At 73.9% G+C, this 12,985-nt stretch carries 12 protein-coding genes; 1 reads left to right on the top strand and 11 read right to left on the bottom strand.

Features of this window, described 5'->3' with window-relative positions; genetic code table 11:
- Positions 1 to 28 precede the first annotated feature (28 nt).
- Positions 29 to 1,555 carry a response regulator transcription factor gene (locus MLV88_RS20480; RefSeq protein WP_243338542.1) on the top strand — a complete coding sequence of 509 codons (1,527 nt, stop codon included), beginning with the start codon at positions 29 to 31 and terminating at the stop codon, positions 1,553 to 1,555.
- A 6-nt stretch (positions 1,556 to 1,561) separates the two neighbouring features.
- On the opposite strand, the gene MLV88_RS20475 is transcribed toward MLV88_RS20480, so the two are convergent.
- The 11 genes from MLV88_RS20475 to MLV88_RS24335 all read right to left on the bottom strand — a co-directional run bounded on the left by MLV88_RS20475 (position 1,562) and on the right by MLV88_RS24335 (position 12,502).
- On the bottom strand, positions 1,562 to 1,873 hold the full coding sequence (locus MLV88_RS20475) for an STAS domain-containing protein (protein ID WP_242341095.1): 312 nt from the start codon (positions 1,871 to 1,873) through the stop codon (positions 1,562 to 1,564).
- A 139-nt stretch (positions 1,874 to 2,012) separates the two neighbouring features.
- A complete protein-coding gene (locus MLV88_RS20470; RefSeq protein ID WP_242356699.1) occupies positions 2,013 to 2,336 on the bottom strand; it encodes a hypothetical protein in 324 nt (107 codons plus the stop codon).
- Positions 2,337 to 2,386: 50 nt separating this feature from the next.
- The gene (locus MLV88_RS20465) at positions 2,387 to 2,596 is read right to left on the bottom strand and encodes a glycine zipper domain-containing protein (protein WP_242356701.1); all 210 of its coding nucleotides are present in this window, start codon (positions 2,594 to 2,596) and stop codon (positions 2,387 to 2,389) included.
- 180 nt (positions 2,597 to 2,776) lie between these two features.
- Positions 2,777 to 4,414 (bottom strand): murein biosynthesis integral membrane protein MurJ, encoded by a 1,638-nt coding sequence (murJ, locus tag MLV88_RS20460; protein ID WP_242341092.1) that lies wholly within the window; start codon positions 4,412 to 4,414, stop codon positions 2,777 to 2,779.
- A gap of 31 nt (positions 4,415 to 4,445) precedes the next feature.
- Positions 4,446 to 5,582 carry a hypothetical protein gene (locus tag MLV88_RS20455; RefSeq protein ID WP_242341091.1) on the bottom strand — a complete coding sequence of 379 codons (1,137 nt, stop codon included), beginning with the start codon at positions 5,580 to 5,582 and terminating at the stop codon, positions 4,446 to 4,448.
- Between the two features lie 44 nt (positions 5,583 to 5,626).
- Entirely contained in the window at positions 5,627 to 6,172 is a 546-nt protein-coding gene (locus tag MLV88_RS20450; RefSeq protein ID WP_242341090.1) for a tetratricopeptide repeat protein, read from the bottom strand.
- On the bottom strand, positions 6,169 to 6,933 hold the full coding sequence (locus MLV88_RS20445; RefSeq protein ID WP_242341089.1) for a type III pantothenate kinase: 765 nt from the start codon (positions 6,931 to 6,933) through the stop codon (positions 6,169 to 6,171). Before MLV88_RS20445 ends, MLV88_RS20450 begins: the two co-directional genes overlap by 4 nt.
- Positions 6,934 to 6,992: 59 nt before the next feature.
- Positions 6,993 to 7,982 carry a biotin--[acetyl-CoA-carboxylase] ligase gene (locus MLV88_RS20440; protein WP_243338540.1) on the bottom strand — a complete coding sequence of 330 codons (990 nt, stop codon included), beginning with the start codon at positions 7,980 to 7,982 and terminating at the stop codon, positions 6,993 to 6,995.
- Between the two features lie 12 nt (positions 7,983 to 7,994).
- Positions 7,995 to 8,831 (bottom strand): carboxylating nicotinate-nucleotide diphosphorylase, encoded by an 837-nt coding sequence (nadC, locus tag MLV88_RS20435; RefSeq protein ID WP_242341087.1) that lies wholly within the window; start codon positions 8,829 to 8,831, stop codon positions 7,995 to 7,997.
- A 9-nt stretch (positions 8,832 to 8,840) separates the two neighbouring features.
- The gene (locus tag MLV88_RS20430) at positions 8,841 to 11,990 is read right to left on the bottom strand and encodes a valine--tRNA ligase (RefSeq protein WP_243338539.1); all 3,150 of its coding nucleotides are present in this window, start codon (positions 11,988 to 11,990) and stop codon (positions 8,841 to 8,843) included.
- Positions 11,991 to 12,070: 80 nt separating this feature from the next.
- The gene (locus MLV88_RS24335; RefSeq protein ID WP_279324354.1) at positions 12,071 to 12,502 is read right to left on the bottom strand and encodes a hypothetical protein; all 432 of its coding nucleotides are present in this window, start codon (positions 12,500 to 12,502) and stop codon (positions 12,071 to 12,073) included.
- Positions 12,503 to 12,985: the final 483 nt, after the last annotated feature.

The raw sequence follows: 12,985 nt of genomic DNA, 5'->3' as shown, positions 1-12,985 counted from the left end.
CCCCGTCCCGCCCCTCCCGGAACGCGCGATGCCCACGAAGATCCTCCTCATCGAGAACGACGCCGCCCTCGCGTCGGCGCTCACCGACGCCCTCGAGTCCGAAGGCTTCGAGGTCCGCGCCACCGGGGACGGCAAGGAGGGGCTCGACCTCGCGCGCGAGTGGGGCCCGCAGGCCGTGGTGCTCTGCGTCGAGCTCCCGGGCATGAGCGGCTACCTCGTCTGCCAGCGGCTCAAGAAGGACGACGCCCTCAAGTCGATCCCGCTCGTGCTCACGAGCGCGGAGGCCACCGAGGAGACGTTCGAGAAGCACCGCGCGTTGAAGGTCCGCGCCGACGAGTACCTCTTCAAGCCGTACGCCACCGAGGCGCTCGTGGACGCCGTGCTTCGGGTCGCCGGCGCGCCGGAGCCGGCAGACGAGTACGACATCCCGCGCCCGGCCGACGATCTCGAGGAGGAGGAGCTCGTGAGCCTCGAGGACGCGATGGGCCTCGAGGCGCTCCCCAACGAGCCGGTGGAGGATCTCCCCGCGCTCGACCTGTCGGCGCTCCCGGACGAGCCGGTCGAGAGCCCGCGCAGCGCGGGCGCGGACGACGAGCTGCGCCTGCTCGACGACGCGTTCGAGGAGCTCGCCGCCCCGCGGACCGCGGGCGAGGACGAAGGGCTCGACCTGGAGCTCGGGCTGCCGCAGCCCGAGGACGGCGAGCCGTTCCGCCTCGACGACGGCGTCCTCGAGACCGGCGCGCCCGCGGACGGCGGGGAGCCCGAGCTCGGGCTCGACGCGCTCTCCGACGGGCCGGACTCGCTCGGGCTCCCCGAGGGCGACGACGACCGCCCGCCCTTCCGTGAGCACGACCGGCCGGACGACGCTGCGCCGGCCCGGGCGGCCCGGCCGGCTCCGCGCGCCCCCGTCCGCGGCGCGAGCGCAGACCTCCTCCGCGCCGCGGGCATCCCCCTCCTCGACGAGCTGCCCGCGCCGGCGACCTCCGGCTCCGCGGCCCGCGCCGACGTGGGGCGGCTCGAGCGCGAGCTCGAGGACGCGCGCGCGCGAACCGCCGACGCGGAGGCCGCGCTCGCCGGCGCGCGCGAGAAGATCGACGCGCTCTCGGCGCAGGCCCGTCGCGCCGAGGGCGACGCGGCCGAGGCGCGCCGCCGGGCGGCGGACGCCGAGCGCCGCGCGGAGCTCGCCGAGGCCGAGGCGCGGCGCAAGGGCGAGGAGTCCGCCAAGGCCTCCGGCGCGATCGCCCGCGCGGAGGCGCTCGAGCAGGAGCTCGACGCGCTCCGGACCGACCTCGTCGTCGCGCGCGGAGAGGCCGAGGGCGCCCGCGGCGAGGCGGAGAAGCGCACCGTCGAGCTCCGCAAGCGCGTGCAGGAGCTCGAGGCGGCGAACGCCAAGAACGAGGAGCGCGTGCTCCGCGCCTACCAGAAGATCAAGGGCGACGAGAAGGTGCGCGACAAGGTGCGCAAGGCGCTCGCGATCGCGGCGCAGCTCCTCGACGAGGGTGCGCCGGCGGAGCCGGGAGCGAAGGACCCGCGCGCGGCGCCCCCTCGCGAGTAGCGCGGCCTACCCCAGCGCCTCTTCCTCTTCGTGAAGCTCTCCGTGCAGGCGGAGATCCAGGCCGAAGTAGCGGAGCATCCGCTGCTGGTGGCGCGTGAGGCCGCGGAGCTGGAGGCGTTCGCCGCGCTGCGCGAGATCGCGCGCGACGGCGGCGAGGCCGAAGTCCTGGCAGTCCCGCACCTGCGAGAAGTCGACGACGAGCGCGTCGCTCGAGGGGATCTCGCCGAGCCAGCCGGTGAGGCGCGTCGCGGCCCGCCCGTCGAACGTTCCACCGATACGAATGACCAGCTCCCCGTGCGCGCCTCGCGTCACGTCCATCATCTCGTTCACCTCGCGATTGCGAGCGTCTAGGGTGTGGCCGCCCTCCCGGGCGGTCAACTTCCGACCCCAAGCGAGCCCCACTGCGACGCGGTCTCGCGGGGTTTCACTCGCCTGTTCGCGAATCGTGCTCGGCCGTTTAGTGCGTCTCGGCTCCGGGGATCTCCTGCGACATCTCGTCGCCGCCGCTCGCGGCCCGCATGGCGCCGAGCGCGGCTCCGATCGCGATCAGGTTCGTGGGCGAGAGCGCCGCGCGCGCCGCCGCCTTCACGAACGGGCGCATGACCGGCCACAGCCCGCCTCCGAGGACGAACCCGGCCGCGGCGGCGACCCCCAGGACGGCCATCGGCCGCTCCTGCATGTGCCGCTCGAGCTCGACCTGCTCGGCGAACCGCGTCACCGCGTCGCGGGCCTGGCGGCTCACCGACTTCAGCGTCTCGCCCACCTCGTTCATGTCGTCCATCGCCGCCATGTCTCCCGCCCCCCTCGTCCCTCGGTCGTCCATGGGCGCGCTCAGGTCCGCGACATGAGCCTGCCGAGCACGAAGCCCAGCCCGGCGGCGATCGCGATCGCCGCGACCGGGCGCTCGCGCGCGAAGTTCCGGACGATCTCGCCCGCGTCCTCCGCGTACCCGCGGAGCTCCTCGATCCGATCCTGTACGTCCTGGGCGATGTCGCCCGCACCTTGCCTCATGTGCGACACGGTGCTGCCGCCGTTCTCCATGTGCCAACCTCGAGCGTGAAAGGGATCCTCTCGGCAAGGTAGAGGCAACGTGCCGGACGCGCCAAAGCCCCGTGGAGGCGGCGGCGGCGGTCCGGACGGGCGTCCCGGTGGCCGGCGGATCGTCCTGCACCCCCCCGGGGCTCGAGGCTCGCGACGGAGCGCCCGGGCGGGCGGCGGGCCTCAGCGGCGCGCCGCGCGCCGCCGACGTACGGCTCCGAGGAGCTCCGTCAGCTCGGCGATGCCGAGCGCGCGCGCGGCGGCGAGGTAGGCGAGGCCTCCCGCGGCTACGGGGACGAGCCCGAGCGAGAGCTGGCGCCCGAGCCCGCCCCCCGCGCCGAGCAGGCGCGAGAGCCCATGCTCGGTCGCCCACGCGGCGACGCCGAGCACGGCGGTCGCGACGAGCACGCGCCCGAGCTGGGCCGCGATCCCGACGCCGCCCAGGCCGCCGTGGCGGCGCCGCCAGGCGAAGGCGAGCACGAGGAAGTTCACCCCGGCGGCGATCGAGGTCCCGAGCGCCACGCCGCGGAAGCCGAGCACGGGCCAGAGCGTCACGTTGAGCGCCACGTTCGACGCCATCCCGAGGACGCTGCCGACGACCGGCACCCGCGCCTCGTCGAGCGCGTAGAAGGCGGGCGCGAACACCTTCACGCCCGAGTACGCGTACAGCCCGATCGCGTAGAACACGAGCGCCTGCGCCGTCGCCGCCGTGTCCTCCGGGCGGAATCGGCCGTGCTCGTAGATCATGGAGATGATCGGGCGCGCCAGGACCGCGAGCCCCACCGCGGACGGCACGTTCAGGAACGCCACGTGCCGCATCGCCGCCCCGAGTGTCGCCTTCACCGCCGGCATGTCGCGCGCGGCGGCGCGCTGCGCGACCCCCGCCCCCGCCACCGTCGCGATCGCGACGCCGAACACGCCGAGCGGGAGCTGCATGAGCCGGAAGGCCATCTGCAGCCACGTGTTCGCGCCCACCTGGTGCGACGCGAAGACCGTGTTCACGAGGATGTTCACCTGGGTCGCGGAGAGGCCGACGACCGCGGCCCCCATGAGCCTGCCGATCCGGCGCAGCCCCGGGTCGGCGAGCGCGTCGCGCGCCAGGGTCGGCCGGATCCGGAAGCCGAGCGCGTGGAGCGCCGGGAGCTGGGCGGCGAGCTGCATCACCCCGCCGACCATCGTCCCCACCGCCCAGCCGACCACCGCGCGCTCGGGCGGCCAGCCCGCCGCCCACAGCCCGAGCCCCACCGCGATGGAGCCCACGTTGAAGAGCGCGGGGGCGATCGCCGGCGCGGTGAAGCGGCTCTGCGCGTTCAGCATGCCCATCGCCACCGCGGCGAGCGACACGAGGAGCAGGAAAGGCATCATGATCCGCGCGAGCAGCGCGGCGAGGCCGGACGCCTCGAGGCCCGGCGCGATCACCGCCACGAGCCCGCCCGCGAAGACGACCCCGAGCGCGGTGAGGATCCCGACCGCGAGGAGCACGAGCGCGACGACGGCGTTCCCGAGCCGGTAGGCGGCCTCGCGGCCGCGGTTCCGGTGCGCGTCGGCGAACGCCGGGACGAACGCGGAGGAGAGCGCCCCCTCCGCGAAGAGGTCCCGCAGGAGGTTCGGGATCCGGAACGCGACCACGAAGGCGTCGGAGAACCGGTTCGCGCCGATGAGGATCGCGAAGAGCTGGTCCCGCGCGAGGCCGAGGACGCGCGAGATCATGGTCGCGGCGGACAGCCACAGCGCCCGGCCCACGCGCACCGGCGCGGCCGAGGTGGCCCCCGAGGCTGCGCCCGGGGTCGCGCCCGCGGGCGCCTGCGTCGGTTGCGTCATCTGGGTCGTGGTCCCTGCTCGGCGGCGGCCGCTAGTGCTTGCCCATCGCGGGGCCGCGCGCGGCGGCCTCCTTCTTCATCAGGAAGGACTTCGCCTGCGCCTGGATCGTCTGGGGGACGTTCCGGTCTCGGGCGAGCTCCTTGATGTCCTTCTCCTGCAGCGTGTACATCATCTTCAGCGCCGTCGGCAGCGGGACCTTCGGGTTCTTCACGAGCGAGATCTTGATCGCGTAGGTCCGCGTGAACTCCCGGTTCGAGTAGATGTACCGGAGCACGTCCGAGCTCACCGTCCGCGAGTTGGCGAGGCCGAGGATCTCACCGTCCGTGATGCGGGGGCTCGTCGCGGCCGCCATCGACACGAGCTTGTTGGAGTCGCGCAGGAGGAGCGTGCGCGCCTCCTTGTTGCCGAGGGTGGCGAGCTTGATCTTCTCGGCCACCGACATGCGCATGACCCGCTGCGTGATGTTGAGCTTCTTCTTCTCGTCCTCGGCCGTCTGCGCCGCCGCGGCCGCGCCCTGCTCCTGGGCCAGCTCCGCGCCGTAGTCGCGCATCAGGGCGGCCGCGGTCTCGACCGGCTCGGGCGCCCTCGCGCTCGGGTCCACCCCGTGGATCCGCACGTGCGCCGCGACGAGCTGCGGGACGTCGAGCAGCGTGAGGCCGTTCCGGACGCAGAAGTCGCACGCGCCGTCCACCGTCGAGGCGAGCGCGCTCGGGTTCCGGCACAGGGCGCGGATGATCTCGTCGCAGCGCAGGAGCCTGAGCTCGTTCTGGCGGACGATGTCGACGAGCCGCTGCGACACCGAGGCCGCGAGGCGCGCCACGGTGGCGTCCGGCGTCGCCGGGTTGAGGAGCACGAGCTCGAGCGCGGCGTCCTTGCCGGCGAGCCTGTCGGCGAGCCAGTCGAGGACCTGCCCCGGGACCCCCTCGGCGCGCAGGGCCACGCCCCAGAGCTTGTCGGGGAGCCCCTCCGCCGTCTTCTGCGCCGTGGCGGCGACGGTCGCGTCGCCGTCGAACGACAGGAACCAGAGGAGCGTGACGAGGTCCCCGGGCGCGACGGCGGGGACGAGCCCCTTCGCGCCCATCGTCCGCAGCGCCGCCGGCGCCTTCTCGTCGGCGTGCTTCTGGAGCGGCTTCGGCAGCGTGTCGAGCGGCAGCGGACACCCGGGCATCTCGGCTCCTAGACGACGGCTCGCGATCCGATCGGATCGTCCGTTCAGGGCGCCTCCGGCGCCTCGGCCGGTGAGCCGAGCGCGACGGGCGACACCTCGTAGACCGGCGCGCGGCGCCGGCGCCAGCGGTGGCGCAGCTTGCCGAGCGTCCGGTTGAGGGGGTTCTTGCGGGAGAGGAACGGCAGCACCGGGTCGCTCCGGGTGCCGAGCGCCTCCCGGGCGGCGAGGAGCCGGACGTCGCGGGGCCACAGCTCGAGCCCGCGCGCGATGGCGCGGACGGAGCGGTCGCGCTGGTTGAGGGCGAGGTGCACCCGCGCCAGGTTGAGCAGGAGCTCCGGGTCCGGGCCCGAGGCGCGCACCGCCTGGTCGCACAGCGAGACGCCCAGGTTCGAGTTCCGCTCGACGAGGACGAGGGTGACGCCGTACCAGGACATCGCCCGCGGCGCGCGCGAGTCGCGCCGGAACGCGCGCTCGAAGGCGGCGTGGGCGCCGTCGACGTCGCGGGCGGCGAACGCGGCGAGCCCCTCCTCGAGGGCGGCGTCGCCCGCCGGCTCGGGGGCGGCCCGTGGCGGGGAGAGGGGCTCAGTCACCGGTTCCGCTCGTGGAGGAGGCGCAGGCCGTCGAGCGTGAGGTGCTCGTCCACCTCGGTGATGGTCTTCGAGACGCCGGCGATGAGCGCGGCGAGCCCGCCGGTGGCGACCACCTTGGGGCCGAAGCCGAGCTCGTCCGCCATCCGCGCGCAGATCCCGTCCACCAGGCCGACGTAGCCGTACACGAGGCCGCTCTGGATGGACGCGACGGTGTTCTTGCCCACCACGTGCGGCGGCTTCTGGAACTCGACGCGCGGGAGCTTCGACGCGTGCCGGAACAGGGCGTCCATCGAGATGGCGATGCCGGGGCAGATCGCGCCGCCCAGGTACTCGCCCTTCGGCGAGACCGCGTCGAACGTGGTCGCGGTGCCGAAGTCGACCACGATGAGCCCGCAGCGCCACCGCTCGTACGCGGCGACCGCGTTCACCACCCGGTCCGCCCCGACCTCGCGCGGGTTCTCGTACAGGATGGACATCCCGGTCTTCACGCCGGGGCCGACGAAGAGCGGCTTCACCTTGAAGTACCGGAGCGACATCTGCTCCAGGGTGAAGGCGAGGGGCGGCACGACGCTCGAGATCGCCACCGCCGTCACGGCCGCGGGGTCGAGCCCGGCGGCGGCGAAGAGCTGGCGGGCCAGGATGCCGTATTCGTCGTAGGTCCGGGTGTGGCTCGTCTCGATCCGCCAGTGATGGCGGAGCGAGGCGCCCTCGTAGGCACCCAGGACGGTGTTGGTGTTGCCGACGTCGATGGCGAGCAGCACGGCCGGAGCCTAGCGTCGCCTCCCAGCCGGGGTCAACGCGGTCGGCGCCTCCCGGGCCGCTATCGCGGCCGGAGCAGGGCGACGTCGCCCGAGAGGATCCGCTCCACGCCCGCGCGCCCGCGCACGAGGAGCGCGCCGGTCGCGTCGATGTCCTCGGCGATCCCCACGATCTCGCGCCCGTCCGTCCTCACGGTCACCTCGCGGCCCAGGGTGACGGAGCGCTCGCGCCAGGCCTCGCGGATGACGCCGAACCCCTCCTCCGCGTGCCGGTCGATCCAGTCCTCGAGCGCGGTGAAGCAGGCGGCCGCGAAGAGCGCGCGGGGCGCGGGGGTGCGGCGCTCGATGGCGAGGCTCGTCGCCTCCGCGCGTAGCTCCTCCGGGAAGTCCTCCGTGCGCGCGTTCACGTTGACCCCGACGCCGATCACCACCCAGTGGACGCGGTCCGGCTCGGCGGCGAGCTCGGTGAGGATGCCGGCGAGCTTCCTCCCCGACGCGAGGAGGTCGTTCGGCCACTTGATCCCCGCCTCCACCCCCGCCTGGCGGATCGCCTCGCAGATCGCGATCGAGGCGACGAGTGTCAGCTCGGGGGCGCGGGCCGGCGAGAGGTCGGGCCGGAGGATCGCGGAGAAGTAGAGGTTGCGGCGCGGGGGCGAGACCCACGCCCGGCCGCGGCGCCCCCGGCCGGCGGTCTGCGTCTCGGCGACGACGATGGTCCCGTGCTCGGCGCCCGCCTCGGCGAGCTCCTTGGCGCGGTCGTTCGTCGAGCCGAGCTCCTCGTGGCAGTGCAGCTCCCGGCCCAGGTCGTGCGTGTTGAGCAGCGGCCGGAGCTCCAGCGCGGTGAGCCGGTCGGGGACCTCCGCGAGGCGGTACCCACGCGCGGGCACGGCGTCGATGCGGTAGCCCTGCGCGCGGAGCGCGTCCACGTGCTTCCAGACGGCGGCGCGGGTGAGGCCGAGCTTGCCGGAGATGGCCTCGCCCGAGACGAACTCGTCGCCCGCCTCCGCCAGGAAGGCGAGCACCAGCTCCTCGCTGCTCGAGGCCTCCGCCATGCTGCGAGGACGCTACGCGAGCTCGAAGGAGATGTCGACCGCCCGGGCCGAGTGCGTGATGGCACCCATCGAGACGAAGTCGACCCCGGTCGCGGCGACCCGCGGGAGCCGCTCCAGGGTCATGTTCCCGCTCGCCTCGAGGAGCACGCGGCCGTTCGCGCGACGGACCGCCTCGGCCATCGCGGCGTCGTCCATGTTGTCGAGCAGGACGATGTCCGCGCCCGCCGCCACGGCCGCCTCGAGCCCCGGGAGGTCCACCACCTCGACCTCGATCTTGAGCATCGCGCCGGCCTGGGCGCGGGCGCGGCGCACCGCCTCGGCCACCCCGCCGCAGGCCGCGACGTGGTTGTCCTTGATGAGGATCCCGTCGCCGAGGGCGAAGCGGTGGTTCTTCCCCCCGCCGGCCCGCACCGCGGCCTTCTCGAGCATGCGCCAGCCCGGGGTGGTCTTGCGCGTGTCGAGGAGGCGCGTCCGGGTGCCGCCGGCCGCGAGCGCGTCGACGCAGCGGCGCGTCGCGGACGCGACGCCGGACAGGCGCTGCAGGAAGTTGAGCGCGGTGCGCTCGGCGGCGAGGAGCGCGCGGACCGGCCCCGTGGCCACGCCGACCACCTCGCCGCGGAGGGCGCGCGCCCCGTCCGCTCGATCGAAGCGGCACTCGGCGCCGAGCCGCTCGAAGACCCGGACGGCGACGGCCGTCCCGGCGAGGGTCAGCTCCTCCTTGACGAGGAACTGCCCCTCCCCCATCGCAGCCGGGTCGATCGTGGCCTCGCTCGTGACGTCCCCGAGGAGCAGGTCCTCCTCGAGCGCGAGATCGACGAGGCGCTCCGCGTGGGCCGAGAGCCGAGGCATCCCGCGGTGCTACTTCCTGCCGCGCCGCGCCGCCGCCTTGCGAGCGCCCTTCTTCGCGGCCGTCTTGCGCGCCGGGGCCTTCACGACGCGCTTCGCAGCCGCCTTCTTGCCGCCGCGAGCCGCCGCCTTGCGAGCGGGGGCCTTCTTCGCGGCCACCTTCTTGCCGCCGCGGGCCGGCTTCGCGGCGACCTTCTTGGCCGCGGCCTTCTTCGCCGGCTTGCGGGCGGAGCGGCGCGCCGGCTTCTTCTCCTTGCGGAGGCCCTCGATGCCGGAGACGACCGCGCTCGAGGCTGCCTTCGCGATCTCCGTCGCGGTGGCGACCACCTTCTCGACGGCCCCGGCGACCGCCGTCTGCACCTGACCGGCGGCCTCCTGGACGGCCGCGGCCGGCGTGGACGGCGACTCCTCGGTCGTGGGCTTCTGCTCGTTCTGGTTCTCCATGGATTGCCTCCTCGTGGAAAGCGTCTCGGAACCCGAGAGCATTGCACGATGCGCTTCGAGCTTGTGCTTTTTTTCGCGAAGCTCGACGAGCCGCGCGCGGTCCTTCTCGACCACCTCCGCCGGCGCCTTCGCGACGAAGCTGGGGTTCTCGAGCTTCTTCCCGACCGAGGCGAGATCCTGATCCAACTTGGCGATTTCCTTCTCGATTCTCGCCGCTTCCGCAGCGAGATCGATCGCGCCGGCGAGGCCGACGCGGACCTCGAAGCCGGCGCCGACGGCCACCGCGCTCTGGCCGCGCTTCGCGGGGACCGCCCCGTCGGAGAGCACGCGCGCGTCCTTCACATTGGCGAGCCGGTGAATGCGGCCGAGCTCCTCGCGAACGGTCGCCTCGGCCTCCGCGTCGAGCGAGCCGAGCTCCACGTCTTCGAGCACGACCTTGAACGGGATGTTCATCTCCCCGCGGATGTTGCGGATGGCGTCGACGACGCCGATCACCGGGCCGAACCCGCGCTCGGCGGCCTCGTCCACCTCCGCCGCGCGCGGGTAGCGCGCCGCCAGGATCGAGTCGGGCCAGCCGTCCGCGCCGACGCGCGCGCGGAGCACGTGCCAGAGCTCCTCGGTGATGAACGGCATGAAGGGATGCAGCAGGAGGAGCGCGGTCTTGAGCGTGTGCGTGAGCGTCGCCTGCGCCGCCGCCTTCTTGCCGGCGTCGTCGCCGTAGAGCGCCTCCTTGGCGAGCTCGATGTACCAGTCGCAGAGCTCGCCCCACACGAACTGGTAGACCGTGCTCGCCGCCTCGTTGAAGCGGAACCCCTCGAGCGCCGCGAGGGTGTCGTTCACGGCGCGCTGCGTGCGCGCCAGGATCCAGCGATCGGCGGGGGTCATCGCGAGCTTCGTGGGGTCCACGTCGCGGTGGACGTGGCCCTCGAGGTTCATGAGCGCGAAGCGCGTCGCGTTCCAGAGCTTGTTCGCGAACGCGCGGTAGCCCTCGATGCGGTCCTTCGCGAGCTTGATGTCGCGCCCCTGCGCGGTGAGCGCCGCGAGCGTGAAGCGGAGCGCGTCCGCGCCGTACTGCTCGGTGATGACGAGGGGGTCGATCACGTTCCCCTTCGTCTTCGACATCTTCTGGCCCTTCTCGTCCCGCACCATCGGGTGCAGGTACACCGTCCGGAAAGGCACCTCGCCCATGAAGTGGATCCCCATCATCATCATCCGGGCGACCCAGAAGAAGATGATGTCGTGCCCCGTCTCCATGACGGACGTGGGGTAGAACGTCTCGAGCGTCTTCGTCCGGTCCGGCCAGCCCATGGTCGAGAACGGCCAGAGCGCCGACGAGAACCAGGTGTCGAGCACGTCCTCGTCCTGGCGCAGCGCTCCCTTGCCGCAGGTGGCGCACGCGGACGGCGTCTCGCGCGCGACGGTGACGTGGCCGTCCGGACAGTACCAGGCCGGGATCTGGTGGCCCCACCAGAGCTGGCGGCTGATGCACCAGTCGTGGATGTTGCGCATCCACGCCATGTACGTGTTCGTCCACTGCTCCGGGATGAAGCGCGTCCGCCCCTGCTCCACCGCCTCGATCGCCGGCCGCGCGAGCGGCTCGATCTTCACGTACCACTGGTCGGAGAGGAGCGGCTCGAGCACGGTCTGCGAGCGCTGGCAGCGGCCGAGCGGGAGGACGTGCGGCTTCGTCCCGCGATCGAGCCCCTTCTCGGCGAGGAGGCGCTTCACCTCCTCGCGCGCGTCGAACCGATCCCGGCCGGCGAGCGGCCCGGCCGCCTCGGTCATCCGCCCGTCGAGCCCGATGACCGTGAGCTGCTCGAGCCCGTGGCGCTTGCCGACCTCGAAGTCGTTGAAGTCGTGCGCGGGCGTCACCTTCACGGCGCCGGTGCCGAACTTCGGATCGACGAGGATGGCGTCGGCGACGATCGGGATCTCGCGATCGAGGAGGGGGTGGCGCACCTTCTTGCCGACGAGCCCCCGGTAGCGCTCGTCCTCCGGGTGGACGGCGACGGCGGTGTCGCCGAGCATCGTCTCCGGCCGGGTGGTGGCGACGACGATCTCGCCGGAGCCGTCGGCGAGCGGATAGGCGAACGACCAGAGCTCGCCGGGGTGCGCCTCCTCGTGCTCGACCTCGAGGTCGGAGAGCGCGGTGCGGCAGTCGGGGCACCAGTTGATGAGCTTCTTCTCGCGGTAGACGAGCCCCTCCTCGTGCAGGCGCACGAAGACCTCGCGCACGGCGCGGGAGGACCGCTCGTCCATCGTGAAGCGCTCGCGCTCCCAGTCGAGGGAGGCGCCGAGCGCCTTGTGCTGCTCGCCGATGCGCGAGCCGAAGCGCTCCTTCCACGCCCACACGCGGCGGAGGAACTCCTCGCGGCCGAGGTCGTGGCGGCTCACCTTCTCCGTCTTCTTGAGCTCCTTCTCCACGATCATCTGCGTGGCGATGCCGGCGTGATCGGTGCCGGGGAGCCACAGGGTGTTGAAGCCGCTCATCCGCTTCCAGCGGATGAGGACGTCCTGCAGGGTCGCCGTGAGCGCGTGGCCGAGGTGCAGGGAGCCCGTCACGTTCGGCGGCGGCAGCACGATCGAGAACGGCGGGCGCGTGCGGTCGTTCTCGTCGCCGTGGAAGTAGCCGCGCTCGAGCCAGAAGGGATACCAGCGGGCCTCGACCTCGCGGTGCTCGTAGCCCTTCGCGAGCTCGGTCCGGTTGTCGTTCTCCATGACGTCTCGATTCGCCCTCCCGCCCGGCGTGCGGACGGGAGGGCCTGATGAGGTTGTCCTTGCGGGATGGCGCCGGGCGCTCAGCCCTGGCGCGACTTCACGAGGCGGTCGAGGTTCTCGCGGATGATCGTCTCCGCGAGCTCGGGTACCACCTCCCATACGATGCGCTCGATGACCTCGCGGGAGGCCTTCGAGAGCGCGTCGCGGAGCGCCGTCTCGCCGCCGTCGGCGGCGGAGGCCGCGGCGGGCGCGTGGCCCGTCGTGGCCGCAGGCGGCACGAACTCGTGCATCGGAGCGAGCTCCGGCGCGGGCGCCTCGGCCGGCGGCAGCTCGATCGGCGCGGGCGCGCGCGGCGCCGCGTCGAGCCCGAGGCCGAGGCCGAGGTCGAGCGGCTCGTGGCGCGCCTGCGCCGCCTCTCCCATGTCCACGTCGCTCCAGTCGTCGTCCTGGCGCGGCGCGACGACGGGCGCGGGCTGGGCGGGCGTTCCGAAGCCGAAGGGATCCTTGCGCACCGGCGCGGGCGCGGGCTGCGCCGCGGGCGGCGCCGGCCGGGCCGGCTGGACCGGCGTTGCCGGGCGAGCTGCCTGCGGCGGCGCGCCGAGGAAGGACGCCGGACGCGGGCCGGCGGACGGGGCGACCGGAGCGCCGGGGCGGTAGGCGCCCGGCGGCGGCACCGCGCCCGGCGGCATCACGCCAGGCCGCGCGCCGGGAGCGGCGGCGGGCGGGAAAGCCCCCGCGCGCGCGGCGGCAGCGCCGGGAGGTGGCATGCCGGGACGGACGCCGGGGGGCATGCCCGCGCCGGGGACGCCCGGACGAGCTTGCGCAGGCATGGCTCCGGGGAACGGGCCTGCCGGACGCGCCCCGGGCGGCGGCATGGGGGCGCCCGGCCGCGGAGCGGCGGCGGGGGGGAACCCGGGCATCGTGGGTCGCGCGCCGGGGGGAGCCGCGGGGGCGGCGGGGCCAGGACGGGCGCCGGGCGGCATCGCGCCGGGGTA

The organism is Anaeromyxobacter soli, assembly GCF_022808855.1.
Taxonomy (GTDB): domain Bacteria; phylum Myxococcota; class Myxococcia; order Myxococcales; family Anaeromyxobacteraceae; genus Anaeromyxobacter; species Anaeromyxobacter soli.
Note: the sequence above shows the minus strand (reverse complement) of the source record. Positions and strands in the feature narration are given on the sequence as shown.